26 protein-coding genes are annotated in these 22,429 nt (G+C 53.9%); 11 read left to right on the top strand and 15 right to left on the bottom strand.

The annotated features are described in order from the left end of the window. The first annotated feature begins 43 nt into the window (after window positions 1–43). Window positions 44–1,042 (top strand): YitT family protein, encoded by a 999-nt coding sequence (locus tag GT409_RS09960; RefSeq protein WP_233231525.1) that lies wholly within the window; start codon window positions 44–46, stop codon window positions 1,040–1,042. A gap of 276 nt (window positions 1,043–1,318) precedes the next feature. On the opposite strand, the gene GT409_RS09955 is transcribed toward GT409_RS09960, so the two are convergent. The 11 genes from GT409_RS09955 to GT409_RS09905 form a co-directional block, all read right to left on the bottom strand. After that, a complete protein-coding gene (locus GT409_RS09955; RefSeq protein WP_160628942.1) occupies window positions 1,319–1,732 on the bottom strand; it encodes a phosphoribosyl-AMP cyclohydrolase in 414 nt (137 codons plus the stop codon). 93 nt (window positions 1,733–1,825) lie between these two features. Next, window positions 1,826–2,926, bottom strand: coding sequence for a recombination-associated protein RdgC (gene rdgC / locus GT409_RS09950; protein WP_160628941.1), 1,101 nt, complete (start codon window positions 2,924–2,926; stop codon window positions 1,826–1,828). A 119-nt stretch (window positions 2,927–3,045) separates the two neighbouring features. After that, entirely contained in the window at window positions 3,046–4,002 is a 957-nt protein-coding gene (locus GT409_RS09945) for a formylglycine-generating enzyme family protein (protein ID WP_233231524.1), read from the bottom strand. Window positions 4,003–4,093: 91 nt separating this feature from the next. Further along, window positions 4,094–5,113, bottom strand: coding sequence for a quinolinate synthase NadA (nadA, locus tag GT409_RS09940; protein ID WP_160628940.1), 1,020 nt, complete (start codon window positions 5,111–5,113; stop codon window positions 4,094–4,096). Continuing rightward, a complete protein-coding gene (locus GT409_RS09935) occupies window positions 5,110–6,387 on the bottom strand; it encodes a P-loop NTPase (RefSeq protein WP_160628939.1) in 1,278 nt (425 codons plus the stop codon). The genes nadA and GT409_RS09935 overlap by 4 nt, the downstream gene beginning before the upstream one ends. Window positions 6,388–6,389: 2 nt before the next feature. After that, a complete protein-coding gene (gene sufU / locus GT409_RS09930) occupies window positions 6,390–6,830 on the bottom strand; it encodes a Fe-S cluster assembly sulfur transfer protein SufU (protein ID WP_233231523.1) in 441 nt (146 codons plus the stop codon). Further along, entirely contained in the window at window positions 6,827–8,047 is a 1,221-nt protein-coding gene (locus tag GT409_RS09925) for an aminotransferase class V-fold PLP-dependent enzyme (protein ID WP_160628938.1), read from the bottom strand. The genes sufU and GT409_RS09925 overlap by 4 nt, the downstream gene beginning before the upstream one ends. Further along, window positions 8,044–9,210: a Fe-S cluster assembly protein SufD gene (gene sufD / locus GT409_RS09920; RefSeq protein WP_160628937.1), complete on the bottom strand. Its 1,167-nt coding sequence runs from the start codon at window positions 9,208–9,210 to the stop codon at window positions 8,044–8,046. The genes GT409_RS09925 and sufD overlap by 4 nt, the downstream gene beginning before the upstream one ends. Then, complete coding sequence (gene sufC / locus GT409_RS09915) at window positions 9,182–9,946, bottom strand: Fe-S cluster assembly ATPase SufC (protein ID WP_233231522.1); 765 nt, start codon at window positions 9,944–9,946, stop codon at window positions 9,182–9,184. Before sufC ends, sufD begins: the two co-directional genes overlap by 29 nt. 24 nt (window positions 9,947–9,970) lie before the next feature. Beyond that, entirely contained in the window at window positions 9,971–11,410 is a 1,440-nt protein-coding gene (sufB, locus tag GT409_RS09910) for a Fe-S cluster assembly protein SufB (protein WP_160628935.1), read from the bottom strand. A gap of 100 nt (window positions 11,411–11,510) precedes the next feature. Next, window positions 11,511–11,945: an RrF2 family transcriptional regulator gene (locus GT409_RS09905; RefSeq protein WP_160628934.1), complete on the bottom strand. Its 435-nt coding sequence runs from the start codon at window positions 11,943–11,945 to the stop codon at window positions 11,511–11,513. Window positions 11,946–12,089: 144 nt separating this feature from the next. On the opposite strand from GT409_RS09905, the gene GT409_RS09900 reads away from it, so the two are divergent. The 5 genes from GT409_RS09900 to tadA all read left to right on the top strand — a co-directional run bounded on the left by GT409_RS09900 (window position 12,090) and on the right by tadA (window position 14,940). Beyond that, window positions 12,090–12,452, top strand: a complete 363-nt coding sequence (locus GT409_RS09900) for a HesB/IscA family protein (RefSeq protein WP_160628933.1) — start codon at window positions 12,090–12,092, stop codon at window positions 12,450–12,452. Beyond that, complete coding sequence (locus tag GT409_RS09895) at window positions 12,452–12,667, top strand: hypothetical protein (RefSeq protein ID WP_160628932.1); 216 nt, start codon at window positions 12,452–12,454, stop codon at window positions 12,665–12,667. Before GT409_RS09900 ends, GT409_RS09895 begins: the two co-directional genes overlap by 1 nt. 75 nt (window positions 12,668–12,742) lie before the next feature. Continuing rightward, window positions 12,743–13,642 (top strand): lipoyl synthase, encoded by a 900-nt coding sequence (gene lipA / locus GT409_RS09890; protein WP_160628931.1) that lies wholly within the window; start codon window positions 12,743–12,745, stop codon window positions 13,640–13,642. Between the two features lie 99 nt (window positions 13,643–13,741). Continuing rightward, window positions 13,742–14,377 (top strand): HAD family hydrolase, encoded by a 636-nt coding sequence (locus GT409_RS09885; RefSeq protein ID WP_160628930.1) that lies wholly within the window; start codon window positions 13,742–13,744, stop codon window positions 14,375–14,377. 68 nt (window positions 14,378–14,445) lie between these two features. Next, on the top strand, window positions 14,446–14,940 hold the full coding sequence (gene tadA / locus GT409_RS09880) for a tRNA adenosine(34) deaminase TadA (protein WP_160628929.1): 495 nt from the start codon (window positions 14,446–14,448) through the stop codon (window positions 14,938–14,940). Between the two features lies 1 nt (window position 14,941). Here the strand turns inward: tadA and mutM are convergent, their stop codons facing one another. From mutM to GT409_RS09860, 4 genes are all read right to left on the bottom strand, one after another. After that, window positions 14,942–15,751 (bottom strand): DNA-formamidopyrimidine glycosylase, encoded by an 810-nt coding sequence (gene mutM, locus GT409_RS09875; protein WP_160628928.1) that lies wholly within the window; start codon window positions 15,749–15,751, stop codon window positions 14,942–14,944. A gap of 2 nt (window positions 15,752–15,753) precedes the next feature. Continuing rightward, a complete protein-coding gene (locus tag GT409_RS09870; protein ID WP_160628927.1) occupies window positions 15,754–16,767 on the bottom strand; it encodes a hypothetical protein in 1,014 nt (337 codons plus the stop codon). 8 nt (window positions 16,768–16,775) lie between these two features. Then, window positions 16,776–17,798 (bottom strand): diphosphomevalonate decarboxylase, encoded by a 1,023-nt coding sequence (gene mvaD, locus GT409_RS09865; protein WP_160628926.1) that lies wholly within the window; start codon window positions 17,796–17,798, stop codon window positions 16,776–16,778. An 80-nt stretch (window positions 17,799–17,878) separates the two neighbouring features. Then, window positions 17,879–19,471, bottom strand: a complete 1,593-nt coding sequence (locus GT409_RS09860) for a thrombospondin type 3 repeat-containing protein (RefSeq protein WP_160628925.1) — start codon at window positions 19,469–19,471, stop codon at window positions 17,879–17,881. Window positions 19,472–19,603: 132 nt separating this feature from the next. Here GT409_RS09860 and nth point away from each other — a divergent pair, with 132 nt between their 5' ends. The 5 genes from nth (at window position 19,604) to GT409_RS09835 (ending at window position 22,426) form a co-directional block, all read left to right on the top strand. Further along, a complete protein-coding gene (gene nth, locus GT409_RS09855; RefSeq protein WP_160628924.1) occupies window positions 19,604–20,257 on the top strand; it encodes an endonuclease III in 654 nt (217 codons plus the stop codon). A gap of 145 nt (window positions 20,258–20,402) precedes the next feature. Then, window positions 20,403–20,714, top strand: coding sequence for an ArsR/SmtB family transcription factor (locus tag GT409_RS09850; protein WP_160628923.1), 312 nt, complete (start codon window positions 20,403–20,405; stop codon window positions 20,712–20,714). Then, complete coding sequence (locus GT409_RS09845; RefSeq protein ID WP_160628922.1) at window positions 20,702–20,938, top strand: hypothetical protein; 237 nt, start codon at window positions 20,702–20,704, stop codon at window positions 20,936–20,938. The genes GT409_RS09850 and GT409_RS09845 overlap by 13 nt, the downstream gene beginning before the upstream one ends. Further along, the gene (locus GT409_RS09840; RefSeq protein ID WP_233231521.1) at window positions 20,931–21,383 is read left to right on the top strand and encodes an arsenate reductase ArsC; all 453 of its coding nucleotides are present in this window, start codon (window positions 20,931–20,933) and stop codon (window positions 21,381–21,383) included. The genes GT409_RS09845 and GT409_RS09840 overlap by 8 nt, the downstream gene beginning before the upstream one ends. 86 nt (window positions 21,384–21,469) lie before the next feature. After that, window positions 21,470–22,426, top strand: a complete 957-nt coding sequence (locus GT409_RS09835; protein ID WP_160628920.1) for a permease — start codon at window positions 21,470–21,472, stop codon at window positions 22,424–22,426. Window positions 22,427–22,429 lie beyond the last annotated feature (3 nt).

Below are 22,429 nucleotides of genomic sequence, written 5' to 3'. Positions count from 1 at the left end.
ATCAGGCATCATTTCGCTTTCAGCTTTATGATCATCAACACGTATGTATACTTTTTCGTCGGCCCACCCATGGGCAGCTCCAGACTTATTGCATCTATCATTATGCCTGTCACAGCTCAGAGGGGCTGGACAACGCCACTTAACCAAAACGGTATATGCCATGTTAAAAAATATAAAAGATTACATCTTCATTTTTGCGGGAGGCTTCGTCTACGCAGTCGCCCTTAAATATTTCGTGCTTCCCTCCAAGGTCATCTTAACCGGAACTGAAGGTATTGCGGCGGCCCTGTCGTATTACTTTTCCGATTACAGAATTTTCATTCTCCTTTATTCCATTTTTCAGCTCGTCCTGTTGATCTTTGCGTTCTTTCAAGTCAGCCGGAAATTCGCCATGCGTTCATTATTGACGGTTGGAACCGTTATTCTCTTCCTCACCGTTCTTCCGGAATTCCATTTTGCTCAACCCGAGCCGCAGAATGAGCGGATCATTCTTGTTCTGTTTGGCGGATTACTAGCCGGCGTGGCGAAGGCTCTGGCCTTTAGAAGTCAGGGTTCCACAGGAGATGAGGATATCCTCGGAGCTTATTTTGCAATGAAATATCTAAAACCGGTTGGCGTAATCTCTGTATTCGCAGCGGGTGGCTCCTCGGCATTCGGCCTCTTCATGGATTTTCTAAAAAACGGAAATTTCGAGGAGGTTATTAATACACTGATGTATACATGCATCTACATCTTTGCATCTTCAGAGATGCTGAACAGTCTCTACCGAAAATTCCAAATTACCATGTTCACGGTAATCACCCGTGAACATCAGCGAATCGGGGAATCCATAAAGAAGGTGTTCGAACACCGCACATTTACAGTACAACCCGCCATAGGCGGACACAGCACTGAAGCATTTTCGATGGTACGCACACTGGTAACAAAAGAAGAACTCCCAAAACTTATTAACGCCATCGAAGAAGGAGATCCAGACTGCTTCTATTATCACCACAATATCGAGGGGACCTCGAAAAAATATTATATATCACCGATCGGCTGATTCGTCCTTCCATTATCGCATACTCGACGGAGGGCCGCCGGGATCCGGCGGCCCTGCCTGTTTTTCAACAAGAACGAATCGCGCACAATGAATCGATCTCAAACACCGTGACAATATCGTCTTCCGGCAGAACTAAGAACGTACCGCCGCAATAAGCAAAGGCAGAAACAGACTGCGGTCGACGCCGGACCTCAAATCCGACGCTGCAGGGACTAAAAAACCCGCACTTTTTCGAATGCGGGTTCTTCTGCGTTCTCTGCGCCTTGGCGAGAACTCTTACGGATCGAGGTTTTCGAGTTCCTGCGTTTCCAGATTGATCTTGCGGTAATAGCAGTTGCGCGGCTCTCCGCATTCGTTTTTGGTGTGGCAAATGCCGCCGCGGTTCGGACGCACCACAAACAGCAGGGAGTTCTGTTCGCAGTTTACACGCGCTTCGATCAGCTCAAAGGTTTCGCCGGAAGTAAGGCCTTTCACCCACAGCTCCTGACGGGAGGAGCTCCACAGCACCAGCATTTTACGTTTCAGCGATTCTTCGAAAGCCAGCTGGTTGATGTAAGCCACCAGAATCACTTCCTTGGTATCGGCATTCTGCACCGCCACCGGAATAATTCCCTTGGTACCTTCAACCGCTTTTTCCAGCTTATTCCAATCCAGCTCGAGTTTCAGCCCCTCTTCAAGTTCTTTGCTCATAGTTTTTCTCCTGACTTAAAATCCCGCATCCTACGGAATGTTCCAATGATTGGAAGCAACTTCGTTGCTTTTCAGCGCTTCGCGGCGCAAAGACTACACATTTTCTTCCAACTTACGGGCGGGGCGGGAGCGGATCCACTCGCGCATTTCTTCGCGCAGGGTTTCGAGCGCGGCGGCATCATCGCGAATTTCCACGAACTGCTTATAGAGCTCGCCGAAAGCAACCCGGAAGACTTCAAGGAACTCCATGCGTTCGGTGAATTTTCCGAGTACGTCATAGGCCTCGGTTTTCGGCAGCTTGAGCCCACGGAAGATAAATTCGTCGGTATCGAGCGTGCAGTTCCAGATTTCCTCGCCACGCGCCAGCGTCAGCTTGGCGCGACGCAGCTTTTTGCCGCTGAGCAGCGCGGCGCGCGTCTCGGCGCTGACCATCGGTTCGCCCTTGCGGATAACGGTTTCGCCCTGTTCCTCCTGGTCGAACTGAAGCGGTCCTTCCACCAGAATGGCCATCGGCCCGCTCTCCGGCAGGGTCAGCTCGCCGCCTTTGGCTTCGGACATAAACCAGAGCCACATCAAAAATTCACGCCCCGGGGCACAGTCGGCCCACTGATCAGCGGCAAAGCCGAGCGAGTTCCAGTTGTCCGTACGGCTCTGCGCCAGCTGAAATGCCATTGCCGCCGGATCGGCAAGTACCAGCTGCACGCCGGTTACGGCGCTGAAGTTGATCAGAAACGCGTCGAGCTGTTTTTCGGACATCGCAGTGCAGTAGAGCAGTCCGTGCGGCCGGTCGTAGACGAAATCAGTTCCCTTGAGCGTCGGCGGCATCTGCGGCAGGAGCTTCTCGGTCACTTCTTTTTTAATCTCGCTGCGGGTCTGGCGGTTCACATAGTCGCGGCCCTCAGCGGCCATCCAGACCATTTCCTCGATCCGACATTCCGCGCGCAGCAGTGCGGTCGGGATCTTGCGCTGGGCCTGCGCCAGCGTCAGGCGCAGGTACCCGCCCGGCATGGCGGTTTCTTCCGAAATATCGCGGTCGAGCAGATGGCGCGGACCGACCCATCCGTGAATTTCCTCGTCGCGCAGTGTATCGACCGAACCGATTGCGTGCTCGGCAAACCGGTCGAGCACATCGTCCGGAAGCTCTTTGGGAACATAAAACATACGAAGGCTTACGGAGCCGCTTTCAAATGACATACAAAAATCCTCAACTCAACGGGGTTCTGATTAAAAAAACAAACATACACGCCCCGGCCCAATCATGCCAGCCCTTCGGTTTTCAAAGTGAAAAACCGGTGCGCCTCTATGCAACAGCGTCAGATATCGCGGACACAGCGGAAACCGGTGTTGCCGGTCGACGAATCGGGCGTATTGGAGGTGCGGGCGGCGACACGGTAGCGGTTGCAGTAGGAATCATGACACAGATAGGAGCCGCCGCGCGTAACGCGCCGATCCCCGGTCGGCGGACCGACCGGATTGTTGCGAGGGCCGTTCACATGGAAATCAGGGCTCCAGCGGTCAAAGATCCATTCCCAGATATTGCCGGCCATGTGATAAAGCCCGTAGCTGTTGGGCTCAAAGAATTTGGCTGGAGCAGTACCGACATACCCGTCTTCTGCAGTGTTAACCCGCGGGAAATCGCCCTGCCAGATGTTGCACATGTGTTTTCCGCCGGGCGTCAGCTCGTCGCCCCACACATACCGTTTCTGCACCAGTCCGCCGCGCGCGGCATATTCAAACTCGGCCTCGGTGGGGAGCCGCTTGCCGGCCCATTCGCAGTAAGCCTGTGCATCGCGCCACGATACATGAATCGCCGGATGGTCCATGCGATCCGCAATGGAAGATTCCGGCCCTTCAGGGTGCGCCCAGTCCGCGCCATCAACCGCAAACCACCATTCCAGTCCCGGCAGGCAGCGTCCCGCCCGATACAGGCTCTGCTTCACGTCATCGCTCAGGAACAAATGAAACACAAACGACCATCCGAATTTCTGCGCGTCGGTCCTGTAGTCGGTGGCCTTGATGAACTTTTTAAACTGCTGATTGGTAACGCTGGTTTTATCCATATAAAACGGATCAACCGTTACTTCGCGAATCGGCCCCTCCCCGTCTGCAAAGAATCCGACCTCATCATCCGTGCCCATCAAAAATGCGCCGCCGTCGAGGCGGACCATACCTTCGGGAGATCCGGACGAGACGCGTTGAAATTCAACCGGGTTCTCCGGACAGGAGCACCGTTTTTCTCCGGGGGTGCAGCAGCTTCCGTGTTCTCCCATAACGCTCTCCTGAATTTTTCCAATGATTGGAAGCCGACAGCTCCGCTACCCAGTTCGTTTTCCAATGTCTGGAAAACAGGCGGGTGCCGGCTCAGCCTGCCTCCGCGTATTTAAACATGTTGTCGATGCATTCCAGCGCACCGGCCCGAACCTGATCACTGATTTCCACCACATCTTCGGCTTCCGGCTCAACCAGCACGCGCCGGATATCCTCAAGAGAGTTTGATTTCATGTATTTGCATTCCAGACAGGGACCGATAAAGGTTTTGCCGGGCATCTCGGCCTGCGCGCGTCCAGCAAGACCGCATTCTGTCAGCAGCAAATACGAATCGCCCGCCCGATCCTCGCGCATAAAGTCCATCATGCCGGAGGTGCTGGCAACCACATCGGATTTCTGCACGATATCGCGACTGCACTCCGGATGCGAAAGCACCTGAAGTTTTGGATACTGGTTACGCAGGCGGACGATCCGGTCCGCATCGTACTCGGCGTGGACATAGCAGTTCCCGTCGTAGAGTTTGATCTCCTTGTCGACTCCGCGCTTTTTCATTTCGTCCTGCAGATTTTCACCCATCAGCTTGTCCGGCAGAAAAAATATTTTGTCCGACGGAATCCGCTCGACAATGTCGTACACATTGGAGCTGGTGACACAGACATCACACTCGGCCTTTACGGCGGCCGAAGTGTTAATGTAGCAGACAAAGGTAAAGTCCGGGTTCCCGACCTTCAGGCGGCGCACATCGTCATCGGTGATTGAATCGGCCAGCGAACAGCCGTTCAGGCGACTCGGGATAAGCACTTTCTTGCCTGGATTCAACGCTTTGGCGGTTTCGGCCATGAAGCGCACCGCCACAAAAATAATCAGGTCCGCATCGGCCGCTTTGGCGTCTTTCGAAAGTTTATAGGAGTCGCCGGTGAAATCGGCCACACCGTAGATGATTTCCGGGTGCACATAGGAGTGCGCCAGGATCACCGCGTTCTTTTCCTTTTTCAGCCGATTGATTTCGTCGATAAACGGCGCGAACTGTTCGCACCGCGCATACGGATAGGGTCCGGAGGTTCCGGCTTCAACATCCTTCAACGTTTCATAAAGTTTTTCTGCAGTGGTCATGATATTGAAAGCTCCCGGATCGTTTTGTACGGGAAAAAGCCGGTGTTGTGTCCGTCGGACCAATCGACGGTGATTGCATAATTGCCAATCGTCCCGACTTTCTCTGCATGAATATCATCCGGAACATCCGCTGGATCAAGGATCGGCTTCTGCGTCATTTCATCGATACAAAGCGCGCAGCTGCAGGCTTTGCGAAGCACCGTATTTTCAACCCGCACGGTTTCGTCCGGCCAGCGCAGCGTAATATGGGTTGCATCAAACGATACCTCAGGCACCGCTTGGTTTTCCAGCGTTTGCCGCCCCAGCGCCCGGATGACTGCATCCGCCGTTTCTTCCGCGTATTCCAGTTGCAGGTTCGGAGAAATCGGCAGTTCGGCCAGCGTTTCGAGCCCGAATTTTTCTTCGAGGCTTTTCGCGCCGGCGGTTCCGAACGGATAATGCTTTTTTGAGCACTCATCGCAGGCGAACCACGCCATATTCTCCACCACGCCGAGCACCGGCACGTTCACCTTCTCAAACATCTGGATGCCCTTGCGCACATCCGTCAGTGACAGCTGATGCGGTGTGGTCACAATCACAGCACCATCGATCCGGATCGACTGCGAAATGGTCAGCTGAATATCTCCGGTTCCCGGCGGAAGATCGAGCACCAGCACGTCCAGCCCGCCCCACTCCACATTGTGCAGAAGCTGCTGGATGTACTGAGACACAAGCGGGCCGCGCAGAACCGTCGGCCCATCGCCGGTCAGAAACGCAAAACTCATCAGCTTCAGTCCGTCCGCCTCCACCGGCAGGATCCGCTGCTGCTGATTCGAATAGACCTTGGGGTGGTGCAGGTTAAACAGCGTCGGAAGCGACGGGCCGTAAATATCTGCATCGAGCAGACCGGTTTTGATCCCGCGCCCGGCCAGCGTACGGGCAATCAGCGCGGCGACGGTCGACTTGCCGACTCCGCCTTTGCAGGAACTGACCGCAATAATGTTTTTCACGCGGCCTAATCCGCTTTCCGCCTGCTCGAAATGCGGCGCACGTTTGCGGGCGGTCATGGTCACGTTGACGTTTCCAACCCCTGGAAGCGCACCCACCAGACCTTCGGCCTGTTTTTTAAACTGCGGACTCAGCGGACAGGCCGGCGTCGTCAGCTCAATCTCAAACGAAACGGTTCCTTCGTCGATCTTCAGGTTCTGAACAAACCCAAGCGAAACAATATCGCGCTGAAAATCGGGATCGATGATCTGACTCAGCACTCCGAGAATTTCTTTTTCTGAAACCATACCTACTCCGTTGATGCAGTCTCTTTCCCCTGAAGCGCGCTGTCCATTGCATGCCACGCGAGGGAAGCGCACTTGACGCGCTCCGGATATTTCCAAACTCCGGAAAACACGTTCAACCGCCCGAGATCATCGGACAGATCGGCCTTCTCCGTCAACATTCCGTGAAACCTCGCAAACAGCGCTTTGGCTTCGGCAATCGTCTTGCCCTTCAGCTCCAGTGTCATCATGGAGGCAGACGCCTTCGAAATGGCACAGCCATGTCCATCAAACGATGCCTCCTGAACAACGCCGTCTTCCACGCGCAGATAAACGTGATAATCATCACCGCACAACGGATTCAGGCCGTGCGCAACGTGCGTGGCATTTTCCAGGGTTCGGAAATTCCGCGGTTCCCGGTTGTATTCCAGAATGGTGGCCCGATAGAGCTCGTCAGAAATGTTCACAGCATAATCTCCTGTACTTTGCGGACCGCGGAAGCCAGCCGCTTAACGTCCTCCATCGTGTTATAAATTGAAAAAGCGGCGCGGGCGGTCGCAGGCACTCCGAACCGAGCCATCAGCGGCTGCGTGCAGTGGTGCCCCGCACGAATCGCCACTCCGCACGAATCGAGAATGGATCCGGTGTCGTGCGGATGAACCCCTTCGATCACAAACGATAAAATGGCAACTTTTTCCGGCGCCGTGCCAATGATGCGCACTCCGTCGATTTCCTCCAAAGCAGCCCTTGCCGCTTCCAACAGATCCTGTTCGTGTTGCCAGATTGCGTCAAACCCGATATCCAGCACGTATTCGATCGCGCGACCCAGCCCAACTGCCCCGGCAATATTGGGAGTGCCGGCTTCAAAGCGGTAGGGAGGCTTGTTGTAGCAGATTTCATCAAAGGAGACCGACAGGATCATATCGCCGCCACCCATGAACGGCGGCATCATTTCGAGCAGATCCGCTTTGGCGTACAGCACCCCAATGCCGGTCGGCCCAAAAAGTTTGTGTCCGGAAAAGGCGAGGAAGTCACAGTCCAGCGCCTGGACATCGAGCGGCAGGCAGGGCGCGGACTGCGCCGCATCCACCAGCACTTTTGCTCCATGCGCATGTGATTCACGAATTATATCTTCAATCGGATTCACCGTCCCAAGCATGTTGGAGGCATGAACGATGGATACCAGTTTTGTACGCGGGCCAAGCAGCGCCCTAAACGCTTCCAGAAACAGTTCGCCGTTGTCGGCCACCGGAATAATCTTTAAGTGCAGTCCCTTTGCGTCGCAGAGCATTTTCCACGGCACAATGTTGGAGTGGTGCTCCATGTGCGACAGAATAACTTCATCGCCCGGCTCCAGTTCTAAAGCGCCCCAGGAATGCGCGACCAGATTGATGGCGCCGGTTGTGCCGGATGTAAAAACGATCTCCTCGGAGCGAGCCGCGTTCAGAAACGAACGCACCGTTCCGCGCGCGCCCTCATAAGCGGCGGTCGCCTCGCGACTGAGTGTATGAACGCCGCGATGCACGTTGGCCGGAAACTGCCCGTAGACCTGCTCGACCGCATCTATCACAGACCGCGGCTTCAACGCCGTGGCGGCCGTGTCGAGATAGACCAGCGGATGACCGTTCACCGTTTTTCCAAGGATTGGAAAATCCGAACGGACTTTGTCCGGCAGCGAACTCATCCTTCGGCCTCCCGTTCAAAGAATTCTTCGATCTGGGCGTTTAAAACGTCCTGAGCCCCGGCGGGAGCAAGATCGATCACCTCGCCGGCGAAGCCGCGCGCCAGCAGCGCTTCGGCGGCAGAACGGTCGAGACCGCGACTGCGCAGATAGAAAATCTGCGCTTCGTCGAGGCGCCCGATCGTGGCGCCGTGCGAACAGCGCACATCGTCGTTTCCGATTTCCAGCTGCGGCTTGGTGTCGACCTTGGCTTTTCCACTGAGCAGGTTGCGGTTCATTTGCAGGGCATCGCTTCCGCAGGCGCCCGGCTGAACGACAACCCGCCCGTTAAACACACCGCAGGCATGGTCATCAAGAATGCCTTTGTAGAGCTGTCGGCTGTACGTGTACGGAACCGAATGGCTGACCGTGGTGTGGTTGTCAGCGTGCCCGGTACCGTCCAGAAGGTAGAGTCCGTACAGATCAATCTCTGCATTTCTGCCCTTCAACTCCGCATGCAGGTCGTTACGGGTCAATGCGCCGCCGACCGTACTGTCGAACAGAGTCAGTCGACTGTCGGCTGCCTGCTGTGTGAGCAGCAGATGAAAATGAGCCCCTTGCCCGGAACGCAGCCGCGTAAATGACACATTCGCGTTTTCTGCGACGGTCATCTGCGTTACCTGACTGACCAAAGAGTCCGCCCCCTGCTCTTCCGAACGCACGATAAAGTCCACCTTACTTCCGGTTCCGACTTTTATCTTAAGCGCCGGACAGAGCAGAGAACCCGGTTGTACAACCGGCAGCCGGATCTGCACCGGCTCGTCAACAACTGTATGGGCGGGAACGACCAGTTCGAGGCCGCCGTGAGAAAGCGCATGACTGAGCAGTGCGAATGGATGATTTTTTCCAATGTCTGGAAACGTGCGAAGCATTCCGATCCGAACAGAGTCCGGGGACGTCAATCCGTACCCGCAGTGGTGCGGACGATCGAACGGTCCGGTCACCGCGCCGGATGGATCAGTGTATTTCCACGCCTCGACCTTGCGATGCGGAAGACCGCAGTCGCGCAGGGCCTCGAATGCGGAAAGACGCTCTTCGCGGCTGAAGCCTTCCTCAAATGATTCGGGCAGCAGCTTTTCAAAAACGGCCAGCGGGTCGCTACGCTGCGCTGTTAAGGATCCAGTCATAGCCCCTCTCCTCAATTTCAAGTGCCAGGTCGCTTCCGCCGGAACGAATGAAAACGCCATCGGACATGATGTGAACATGGTCCGGGGTCAGGTAGTCGAGCAGACGCTGGTAATGCGTAATCAGCACTACCGCGTTGTCCGGTGTACGCAGTTTGCTGACGCCTTCGGCAACCGCCTTCAGCGCGTCCACATCCAGGCCGGAGTCTATTTCATCCAGCAGTGCCAGCCGCGGTTCCAGCAGTGCCATCTGCAGGATTTCATTGCGTTTTTTCTCACCGCCGGAAAAATCGACATTGACCGGACGCTGGATAAATTCCCGGCTGATACCCAGCAGCTCCAGTTTGTCCTGCAGAATGCGATCGAATTCAAGCGGATCGAGTGGCATGCGTCCGCGGGCGCGATGGATTGTGTTAAACGCCGCGCGCAGGAATGTGCGGTTACTGACGCCCGGCACTTCCATCGGATACTGGAAGCCGAGAAACAGCCCGGCACGGGCGCGCTCGTGCGGTTCTGCATCCAGAAGATCAATCGAACCGTCCGGCGTCTGAAGCGTCACGCTCCCGCCGGTCACTTCATAGTCGGGATGCCCGGCAATCACACGGGACAGCGTACTCTTGCCTGAGCCGTTCGGTCCCATCACCGCATGCATTTCTCCTGGAAGAATTTCCAGATCAATTCCCTTCAGAATCGGCGGGCCGTCTTTCACGCGAGCTTTCAGCTGTTCTATTTTCAACATAGCATTTCCTTTATAATTCATCATTCAGCCAACGCTGTCCTCCAGCTTCATTTCCAGCAGGCGGACAGCTTCAACCGAAAATTCGAGCGGAAGCGTCCGAAACACCTCTTCACAAAATCCATTCACCAGCAGCGAGACCGCGGCTTCCATATCCAGCCCGCGACTCTGCAGATAGAACAGCTGGTCGGCACTGAGTCGCGAGGTGGTGGCCTCGTGCTCGACTGTCGAGCTGTCGTTGTTAACCTCGATGTACGGAAACGTGTTGGCAAAGCACTCGTCACCAACCAGCATGGAGTCGCACTGCGAATAGTTGCGTGAATTTTCCGCACCGGGCGACATGCGCACGAGACCGCGATAGCTGTTGGTGGACTGTTCGCAGGAAATCCCTTTGGAGATAATCGTGCTGCTGGTGTTTTTTCCCATGTGAATCATTTTGGTGCCGGTATCCGCCTGCATTTTATTGTTGGTCAGTGCGACCGAATAAAACTCGCCGACGGAATTGTCGCCCTTGAGCATCACACTCGGATATTTCCACGTAATCGCCGAGCCGGCCTCGACCTGCGTCCAGGAAATCTTGGAGTTAACGCCCTTGCAGAGACCGCGTTTGACCACAAAATTATAGATTCCCCCCTTGCCGTTTTTGTCACCGGGATACCAGTTCTGCACCGTCGAATATTTGATTTCTGCATCATCCAGTGCCACCAGCTCGACAATTGCGGCATGCAGCTGGTTTTCATCGCGCATCGGTGCCGTACAGCCTTCGACATAAGAAACCCGGCTTCCTTTATCGGCCACAATCAGGGTCCGCTCAAACTGTCCGGTCTCTTTGGCGTTGATACGGAAATAGGTGGAAAGGTCCACCGGACAGTGAACTCCGGGCGGGATGTAGACAAAGGAGCCGTCTGTAAACACCGCGGAGTTCAGTCCGGCGTAAAAGTTATCCCTGGAAGGAACCACGCTGCCGAGATATTTTTTGATGAGCTCGGGATATTTGCGGGCCGCTTCCGAAAAAGAACAGAAAATGACCCCGTACTGCGCCAGCATGCTCTGGTGAGTGGTTCGCACGGAAACGCTGTCGAACACCGCATCGACCGCAACCCCGGCCAGCCGTTCCTGCTCATCCAGCGGAATCCCCAGCCGTTCGAAAGTACGAAGGACTTCCGGCTCTACATCATCAAGGCTGTCATATTGCGCACCCTTTTTCGGGGCCGCAAAATAACGGATGTTCTGGAAGTCAATCGGTGGATAGTCGAGGTGAGCCCAGGTGGGTTCGCGCTGCTCCTTCCACCAGCGATACGCTTTCAGACGGAAATCGAGCAAAAACTCCGGCTCCTCCTTTTTAGAGGAAATCAAACGAATGATATCCTCATTGATCCCCTTGGGAACAGTTTCGATCTCAATATCGGTCTCGAACCCATACTTATATTCCCGGTTTCCCGCCTGCACTGTCTGTTTCTGGTCCATAATTTTCTCTCGACTTAAGATGTGAAGACAAATACGATCAAAACGGTCACGATTCAAGATATAAGTTATAAAAAAACCTATTTGCGTTTAAAAAACGATTTTAACTGGCGGCGCGTTCTACCGGATCATCCTCAGCAACCAGCTCCGCCACGGTCAGCTCCGCATACACCGCACTCATCTTTTCATTCAAACGGCGCATGGAACTTGAAATTATGCATTGGCCGGAACGGGCACATCCGCACTGTTTCAAACAGTTCACCGCGGCAACCGGACCACTCACCGCCTCCATCAGGTCAAGCAGACTCACCGTTTCCAGATCGCGTATAAGCTGATAGCCCCCGCTGGCACCCTGTACAGAGCGCAACAGACCGACCCGCACCATGCGCTGCATGGTTTTGGACATCACATCAAACGGCACCTGGTGCCGATCGCACAGTTCCCGGACAGGAAAAAGTTTTCCGGGATTGGCCTCCTGCATTTCCGTCAGGGCCATCAGCGCATATTCCACCTGTTTCGGTACAGTTCCAACAATCATAGATTCTCCTTGAGAGAGCTCCACTATAGCGCACTGACAGCAACAATCAATAACTAGGTTTTTATTTATCTTATTTAATTGACAGGCCGCGCGCCAAATGCGACTAATGCGGTCACATTTGAGACGCAACCAGAGAGGAACACCATGGAAATCACAGTCAGTGACCAGGCGATTAACAAACTGCTCGAAGGCGGAATCGGCGGAGAGACCTTCCTGCGGCTTGGCGTACAGCCGGGCGGATGTGCCGGCATGTCATACTCTGCCTACGCAGATGACATTCTCACAGAAATGGATGCCGTTATTTATGATGAGGACGGACTGCGCATTGCAGCAGACCACAGATACCTTCACCTGATCGACGGACTGAGCATCGACTTTTCCGACGATCTGATTCAACCGGGTTTTATCCTGAAGAATCCGAATGCCCAGCACTCCTGCGGCTGCGGAGCCAGCTTTAAGGAGCGCGAAACCGATGAAGTCACCCCTTGCGGAGGAAATTGCCGATAATGCCTGTACCACCTACATCTATTCTTGGCGGAGAATCCGTCTACTGCATCAATCAGGCACAGTTGTCTGAATCGGTGCGGCTGACCGAAAATGATCCGGAGTCTGCACCGAAACTCCAGCGACTGCTGGCCAAGGTTGAGGCCGAGTGCACCCGCAACGAGCGGGCCGCCTTCGCCTTTACCCTGATCGAGCGGCTTCGTACAAAAACGGATTAAGTAAATGATCAAAGTGAAGACATCCACTCTGAATTCATTAACAAACCATAATCGCAACCTATCCGATGAGTCCCTATGCCCACACTCCAGCGCAAACGCCCACCGCTTCCGGGCTGGTTTAAAACCCGGCTTCCGGAAGCCGGCTCGGAAACACAAACACTAATACACACGACAACATCAGCCCGGTCCCTGCACACCGTCTGCGAAGAAGCCAAGTGTCCCAACCGCACCACCTGCTGGAGTCAGGGAACAGCGACGTTCATGGTCGCCGGCAAATCCTGTACGCGCAACTGCCGTTTCTGTTCCGTTGATCACCAACATGCCCCGCCCCCGCCCGATCCCGGCGAGCCGCTCCAGCTGGCCTCGGCCATCTCCGCACTCAAACTGGACTACGCCGTTATCACGGTCGTCAATCGCGATGATCTTTTTGACGGCGGCGCATCCCATTACCGCGCCTGCCTCGAAGCCGTTCACCGACTGTCCCCCGCCACCGGACTGGAACTGCTCGGAAGCGACCTCGCCGGCGACGAAACCGCACTGGCATCCCTGCTCGACGGCGCACCGCTCAAAGTCTTTGCTCATAACATCGAAACCGTCGAGCGGCTCACCCCGAACATACGCGACCCAAAAGCATCCTTTGCCGTCAGCCTCCGCATTCTGGAAGCCGCCAAAGAACTGCGACCCGACCTGCTGACAAAATCGAGCCTCATGGTCGGACTCGGCGAAACACAAGCCGATGTTGAACACGCCCTGCGGGCGCTTCGTAAAGCCGGTGTCGACCTGCTGACCATCGGGCAATACCTCGCGCCAACACCAACTCATTACCCTGTTCTCTCCTTCCCGCCTCCGGAACAGTTTGAGAGCTGGAAAACCCTCGCGCTCGAACTCGGGTTCCGTGCCGTCGCCTCCGGACCATTCATCCGCTCCTCCTACCGCGCCGGAGAGCTCTACCGAACAGCCACAGAAGAACGATAGGCACCGCCCCACTTCTTCCGACCCCTGGAAACCTCCTCCAAAATGCTTCCCGCCTCTGGGCCGCCCTGCTATTTTCGGACTTTGGCAACTGGAAACGGCATGAAATACAAACAGATTATCTGGGACTGGAACGGAACGCTGTGGAATGACACCTGGCTGTGCGTTGAAATCAACAACCACATGCTGGAACGGCGCGGACTGCCGTTGATCCAGCCGGAAACATACCGTGCCAAACTCTGCTTTCCGGTCACAGACTATTACTGCCAGCTCGGATTCGACTACGAAGTCGATCCGTACCCCCGGCTCGCCGAAGAGTTTATTGCCGAATATGAACAGCGCCGCTTCGAATGCGATCTGCACCCGGAAGTCCGCGAACTGATTCAGTTTTTCCAAACCCAGGGAACTCTGCAATCCGTGCTATCGGCTTATGAACAGAAGGCTCTTCTTGAATCCACAGATTATTTTGAGCTGACCGGATTCTTCGACGAAATCATCGGACTCAACGATATCTACGCCAACGGGAAAGTCGAAAATGGAAAGCAGTATATCGCCAATTCAAACCTGAATCCGTCCGAAGTTCTGTTCGTCGGCGATACCGTGCACGACTTTGAAGTTGCCGACGCCATGGGCGTGCAGTGCGCACTTGTCGCCAACGGCCACAACAGCCGTCCGCGCCTTGAAGCCTGCGGCGTTCCGGTTTTCAACTCCCTGTCCGGCGTGCGGTCTATTGCATAGACGCGCACAGTTTTCTTTTCCAGAGGTCGGAAAAACAGATACAGTGATTTTCCAAGGATTTGAAAAATATGAACGAAGAATTTTCAGTGGATCAGATGTATATGGGCATGGCCCTGCGCGAAGCGGAGCGTGCCGCCGAAGCGGGCGAAGTGCCCTGCGGGGCGATCATTGTGAAAGACGACCGCATTATCGGCAAAGCCCATAACCAGACCGAAACGCTCAAAGACCCAACCGCGCACGCGGAAATACTGGCCATCACCCAGGCCGCAGCGGAGCTCGAAAACTGGCGACTGACTGATGCTGTCATGTACGTCACCAAAGAGCCCTGCCCAATGTGCGCCGGAGCAATCGTGCTCGCGAGACTCAAAAAAGTGGTGTGGGCCGTCGACGACCCCAAACGCGGCGGCGCGCGCTCCAAATTCACAATCCTGAACGATGCCGATCTGAATCATCGCCCCGAGATCGAAACCGGCGTGCTGCACGAAGAATGCAAAGCACTGCTTCAGGGATTTTTCAGGCAACGCCGCGCCGAGAAAAAAGCAGCGCGCGACTCTGCTGAATAATTTACTTCTGACAGTGAGGACAGAACACGGTGGTGCGCTGGGCTAGCGTCGTTTTTTCGAGCGGTCTGCCGCATTCAACGCAAGGCTTCCCTGCGCGGCCGTACACGTTGGCTTTATCCTGATGTCCGCCGGAGTTTCCGTTGAGGTCGACATAATTTCCCTGCCCGTCTCCAAGCGAGGTTCCCCCGTTCTCAACCGCGGCACGGATCACATTGGTGATTCCATAATACAAGGCCTGTTTTTCATCTTCTGAAAGTGTGCCGGATCGACGATCCGGGCGCAGACGAGCAGCAAACAGCGCTTCGTCGGCATAAATATTTCCGATGCCGGCCACGAAAGACTGGTCGAGCAGCAGCGGTTTGAGCTGCCGGTTCGATTTTTCCAGGGTTTGGAAAAACGGGCGCGGCGTGATCTCCATCGCATCCGGTCCAAGCCCCAAAGGGAAAATCCCGAGACGCACGCGTCCGAATTTCCGCGGATCGCGAAAGTGCAGATTCATTCCGTCGCTCAGCTGAAAAACCAGCCGATCATAGGGGCCTTTTTTCAGGTCACCTTCCGAAAAATAAAACCCTCCGGTCATCCGCAGATGCACCAGCAGATTGTCGATATCATCCAACTCAAAGATCAGCCACTTTCCGTGGCGGGAAACGGCGCCGATCGTTTGTCCTGTTACTTTTTTTCGAAATGCCGCGGGCGCCATGGGCTCGACCGTTCGCGGCCAGCCGATTGAAATCCGTTCAATAATACGACCGCAAATACCGGCCGCGCAGAGCTGGCGACGAATGGTTTCGACTTCGGGAAGTTCTGGCATAATCAGCGACCGCTTGTCTGAAAATATTCTTTTGCCCGCCGCGCAATAAACGGATTGGGGCTGTTTGTCAGGACAGAGACATTCCATTGAATTTTTTCGGAAGAAAAACTGCTGTCATCAAAAAGATCCAAAGAAGTATACAACTCATAATAGCTCATCTGCGGCAGCCTCGAAACCAGCTCATGAAGAACGTCCGAACTCAACGTTCCGGCCTGTTTCGAAAAATGCTTCACGATCTGTTCGCTGACCCGCTGCGGGGTCTGGCCAACCAATCCAGCAAGCCGGACGTCATCCGCCTGACTCAGATACTGAACGGCAAGCACGATGTTGCCGTAGTCCATCTGGTCCAGCGCCTCATAAACCGACTCCAAAAACTGCGGATCCGACCCGATATATTCCAACGCATATTCAATCTGCCTCTGATCCCGGGACTGCAGGCAGTGACGAACAAACGCCGGGGAAGAGTTCTCTTCGGTCATCCGAATCAGCTTGTCCGTGATGTCTCCATTGACCCAGCGCCAGAGAACCCAGGTGGTATAAGCAGCTCCTTTGACAACTGCATTATGAACCTCTGTGGGAGTCGCGCCGCTGACCGCATCCAGTTCCTGATTGTTACTGCCGTCAATATCCTCATAGGAGTAATGATGCAGAACTGAACTCCTGTTTTTAAGGATTTCATCCAACTGCCACAAATCATCCATAGAAAACTCGACGTGATCCTGCTTCGTCAACGGGAATCCCGGCGGAGTTTTGATCTGCACATAGCGTCCCATCGCATCCCAGTACAGCGTGACATTCAGGATTTTACACACCTTATCTTCACACACATCAGTCAACAGCTTCATGTGATAACCGGACAGCACCCCCTGACTGTCAAACGTCTGAACCACCTTACAGACACGCGGATCCGCAGATACGGGATCGTTCAGTTCGATCTTCCGAACCACACTCCGAGACTGAGCAAAACCAACAGCTGCCAGTCCACAAACAATTAAAATCGCTGATTTATTCTTCATAATTTCGCTCAAAAGGGACTGACAATCTGTACTTTCGGGAAAAGTTTTTTCACCGCTGCCTGATTTTTCTTTAGAAAAAGAAGTTTCAGGTTCGGTCCGGCGTCAATGGTGAAAAACAGCTCCAGCCCGTCCTCGCGTGCTTTCCACACCTTGTTCATCAGAGAGACAGTCTGCGGCTTCCAGTAGCACAGCGGCGGCCATGCGGCCATCATCGTGGAATGCATCGCCAGCGCGTTGTTTTCAGCGGTTTTTCCAAGCATTGGAAAATCTTCGGCCGCGATGGCCGTACGCAGTTCGTCATAGTCACACGCGGCCTGATGCGGCCAAGAATTGTACAGTTCAGAAGTCTCCCGCGTACGGTTCATACCATCGGTTGACCCAACCGGTTTCCGAGCCTTGGAAACTTCGAGAATTCCAACGCACAGGTTTTTCCAAACCTTGCAGGAAGGCTGAGCAGGAATCTTTTTGTCTTTCAAATCCTCATAAACGCACTCGGCATAACTGTCCATGCCATCGGCCCGCTGTCCGGCATGCCAAACGGCAAAACCGCCGTAAAGCGAACGCGTCGCGCTGCCGCTTCCGAGACGTGCCAGCATGGAAAGCTCGCGCGGGTTGAAGCGCCAGTCGAACAGCTGATCAAGCGCCTTCACCAGAGCGGCAAAGCCGGAAGCTGATGACGCCAGCCCGGCTCCGGTCGGAATGTTGTTTTTGGTACGTACCTCAAAAAAGACGCCTTCCGGGCGGAACAAGTCGAGATAGGCGGACGTACGCGAAGCAAAATATTCGGGCGCCGGTTTTCCGTTCAGGTAAATGCGATCCGCATTTTTGGCAAACTTGACAATCGTGCGCGTACCGAGCTTCCCGAGAGAAACCGACAGGCTGGAGTTCACCGGAAGATTGAGCTCTTCGTTGCGTTTTCCCCAGTATTTACACAGCGCGATATTGGCCGGCGCAAACGCTTCGCCGCGGGTCCCAGCGGCTCCTTTTGTTCGCTGCAGCAGATTATCGACAAATTTCTGGCGCGTCATCATTCCCTCCCTGATTCTTCATCGTCATTCTAGTCCGGATCTATTGCTCTGACCAGAGGTTAAGGAGGTGAAAGCATAAAACTTCAAGGATCGGTATGTATACGGAAATAGGCCTTGTCATTCGTCACAGGAACAGACCAATGCACGGAACCTCCAACATTGGTCCAGTTCACCAAATTTTCGGATGTCATCAATTGCATTTGCAAGCTTGCCATTCCATTGCTCACACCCAACATCGCTTTTCCCATGGAAAGATCTCCAATAGAATCTTCGGTGTAGTAGCCGAACACAGACTGATTTGAAGCAATGTAGGAAGACACGGAAGAATCATACTGGCGTGGATTCCAACCCTTGGAAATTTCCCACCCATCATCAAATCCATCGCCATCCGAGTCCGGGTTATTGGGATCAGTTCCATACTGACTTTCTGCAAAATCACCGATCCCGTCCCCATCTGCATCCGCAACCGACTCCTGATATTCATAAGCGCCCAAATCGACCCGGGAATTAATGACACGTGGATTATTATCCAAATCAGCCGTCCCCGGAGAATACGCATTAATCCCCAGATCAACACAGGGCGAAGAAGCACTGAGACGATAATCCCCGGCATCTGCATCCACAAATGCTGGTGCATTTGTAATATTTCCTGAATCTCCATGAATGAAGTCGGGCGAACATGAGTAAAAGACCCACCGGTTTGTTACATCGGCAGCATTATCCGGTGTATTGTCATAAACAACCGAGTTAAACAATCCCTCAAATCCTTCATCAGGATGACGACCAACACCATAAATTCCACCACCGGATATGCCCGCATGGTTCTCAACAACGGTACAGTTTGCTGAAACACAACTCGCCCCACCGCCGCCATTTCCCCCAGCCGAATTGCTGACAAAAAGACATCCAAAAGCACCACCTAACCACATACCTCCTCCGTCACCAGCTGCAGAATTACCCTCAAAGTGGCAGTTAATTGCTTTATCCACAGCTACCGCACCACCACCGTTCTCTCCCGCAACATTATCCTTAAACGTGCATCCGGAGACAACATATGCAACACAAAGACCGCCGCCATCAGCAGCTGCGCGGTTCCCGTCAAACACACAGTTTTGAACAGAGGTAACCCGATAAGCGCCCCCTCCTTGATAAAGCAAAGATTCATTATTACGCAAAATACAGTCTTCAATAGATACGTCTAAAGAGTAGTCCCCACAGATCCCTCCACCATAGCCAAAAGCAACATTATCGCGAATGATGCAATTGCTGATCGAGCTATCAGCATCGCAATATATTGCGCCTCCTTCCTCGAAACCGGCCCAGCCGTTACACAGAGTGAACCCTTCAATCGAAATGCCGTCAGCGCTCAAATTCAAACAACGGGAATACCACTGCGCATCAATGATTGTCTCGTCAGGCCCATTGACACTTTTAAGAGTCACAGGTGTGCTGATTGAAATCTCATTCGTCAATCTATAGGTCCCGGGCTTCACCCAAATGGTGTCTCCTGCCGAAGCCTGATCAAGAGCCGACTGAATATTGGTAGCCGCAAGCGCCCAACTGGCGTAAGGAAACCCCGGAGTTGAATTATTCACATCCACAAATAGATCATCTGCCTGTGAAATAACCGTACAAAACAACCAGCAAACACACCCAGTAAAACACAACTTATTCATGGCAACCCCTTTTAACAAAAAGACATTTAAGATGTAACAAACCATTTATCTTAATAACAGTATATATTCTCAGGGGTTCCAGTGCTTCTTCAAATCTTGTTTATCCCGCGATCCTGTCTAGAATCTCCCATTATGAGTACAAAACAGGAACGGGCGGATCTGATTGGGCAGCGGCTGGATGAATTGTATCCGCATATCGACATCCCGCTGGACCACAAAGATGCCTATACGCTTTTGGTGGCAGTGATTCTTTCGGCGCAGTGCACCGACAAACGGGTCAATGAGGTCACTCCCGCCCTGTTCGCTGACGCCGATACACCGGAAAAAATGGTCAGGCTCGGACAGCTGCGCATCAAAGAACTGATCGCCACCTGCGGGCTGGCCAACAGTAAATCCAAGTCTATTTATGAGATGTCAAAAATCCTGATTGCCAAACACGGCGGCGAGGTGCCGGACAGTTTCCAGGATTTGGAAAAACTGCCGGGCGTCGGCCATAAAACCGCCAGCGTAGTGATGGTTCATCAGTTCGGCGTGCCGGCGTTTCCGGTCGATACCCATATCCATCGCCTCGCCCAGCGCTGGAAGCTGACGAACGGAAAAAATGTGGAGCAGACCGAGGCTGACCTGAAAAAACTGTTCCCGTCGAAAGAGTGGGAACTGCGCCACCTGCAGTTTATTACCTACGGGCGGCAGCACTGCACGGCCCGCGGATGCGACGGCACCCAATGTCCGATGTGCCGCGAACTGTTCCCAAACCGCACCAAGCCGGTCATCACCAAGAAGTAGACTGTTTAGTGGAACCGGATCTCCGTGCCGGTTCAAAACGCGCCCGGAGGGCTCGATCCACCACATGCAAATCAGATTATTTTTAGAATTGCATCACCAACACTATTTAGCTATTTTGCTAATTAACAAAATAAGGGGCTCACTTATGGAGCGTTATGATGTAAAACAGAAGGATTATCAGGGACAGGCGACCGTGATGAAGGCGCTGGCGCATCCATCGCGTCTGCTGATTGTCTATGCGTTGATGGAGCATGAACTGTGTGTCTGTGAACTGCGCGAATTGCTCGATCAGACCCTTCCGACGGTATCGCGCCACCTGTCGGTTCTAAAAAACGCAGGGCTGCTTCGCGAAGAAAAACGCGGCCTTTATGTCTACTATCATCTGACCTGCCCCTGTATCGGCGACTTTCTGGCCTGCGTGGGGCGCATTACGGGAGAGGCCGAATGTCCCCATTAAAATCCAAATGGAAAAGACGGCTGTTTGCCTGGCTGAGCTTGGCCGCAGCGATGGTTATGCTGGTTGAATTCAATAAATATATGAAGCGCCAGGCAACTCCCTGTGAAGATGGAGTCTGTCCTCTTCCAACCGGTCACGGACTGTATATCGACCCTTTCCCGGATGAAATTATTCCGAAAGATGTGACAACGAACCAACCCAATGAAGGAATTGAACATGAGTAAACTGAAAATACTCTTCCTCTGCACCGGAAATTCCTGCCGCAGCCAGATGGCCGAGGGCTGGGCGCACGCACTGAAAAGCGATGTGCTTGAACCTTATTCCGCCGGCATCGAAACCCACGGACTCAATCCCAACGCGGTCAAAGTAATGGCCGAGGCCGGCGTCGATATCTCCGGTCAAAAGTCGGAAAACATCAAAGATCTGATGCATATCGATCTGGATGTGGTCGTCACCGTCTGCGGACACGCTCACGAGACCTGCCCGGTCTTTCCTGCCGACGCCCGTGTGGTGCACGTCGGCTTCGACGACCCTCCGAAACTGGCCCGTGAGCTGGCGGAGAAAGGGGCATCCGAAGAAGATCAGCTCGACGCCTACCGCCGAGTGCGCGATCAAATCAAAACCTTTGTCGAACAGCTGCCCGAAAACCTGGAAGAAAACGCATCATGAATCCTTCTCTCGCAAAGACACAAAAAGCGCCGGAACCTTTCGGCAAACTCCGCGAAAAATAAAACAGAACAGATCTGGAGTGCATCATGTTCCAATGGTTGGAAAATCTGATTACCCACCTCGTTGAAGGTGTTTTTAAAATACCGGTCGAATCCAAGCTGGGCGGCAGTCTGCATTTCTTTTTCTACGACACGATCAAAATCCTGATTCTGCTTTCGCTGATGATTTTTGTCATCTCCTGGCTGCGCAGCTGGTTTCAACCGCAGAAAACCAAGGAAATGCTGACTCACGTGAAGGGACCGAAAGCCAACCTGGCCGCGTCGCTGCTCGGCATCGTCACGCCGTTCTGTTCCTGCTCATCAGTGCCGATCTTCATCGGCTTTGTAGAAGCAGGCATTCCGCTCGGCATCACCTTTTCGTTCCTGATCACCTCCCCGATCGTCAACGAAGCGGCATTCGCTATTCTGCTGGCCGCATTCGGCTGGAAAGTGGCGTTCACCTATGTCACCGCCGGAGTCATCATCGGCGTAAGCAGCGGCCTGATCATCGGACGACTCAATCCTGAAGCCCATCTGGAACCGAAAGCGTTCAGCGGCGAAGCGTTCAACAAAATCCGGCCGGACATGACGCAAAAAGAGCGGATCGCTTATGCGGCGGACCAGACAAAAAGCATTGTGAAGCGCATCTGGATCTACCTGCTGATCGGCATCGGCGTCGGCGCGCTCATCCACGGCTGGGCGCCGGAAGACATCCTGGCCCGCTACGCCGGTGACGACAAACCGCTCAGCGTCCTGATCGCCGTACTCTGCGGCGTTCCGCTCTATGCCAACGCTCTAGGCACGATTCCGATCGCCGAGGCGCTGATCGGAAAAGGCGTCGGACTCGGCACCGCACTTGCCTTTATGATGGCCGTCACCGCCCTTTCCTTCCCGGAAATGGTACTGCTGCGCAAAGTCATGAAACCGCGCCTGATTGCCGTGTTTATCGCCACTGCCACGATCGGCATCATTCTGGTCGGACTCCTGTTTAACCTTCTGTTCTAAAGA

The organism is Tichowtungia aerotolerans, assembly GCF_009905215.1.
In the GTDB taxonomy this organism is placed as follows: domain Bacteria; phylum Verrucomicrobiota; class Kiritimatiellia; order Kiritimatiellales; family Tichowtungiaceae; genus Tichowtungia; species Tichowtungia aerotolerans.
The sequence above is the reverse complement of the archived record's forward strand: the minus strand, read 5'-3'. Positions and strand labels throughout refer to the sequence as shown.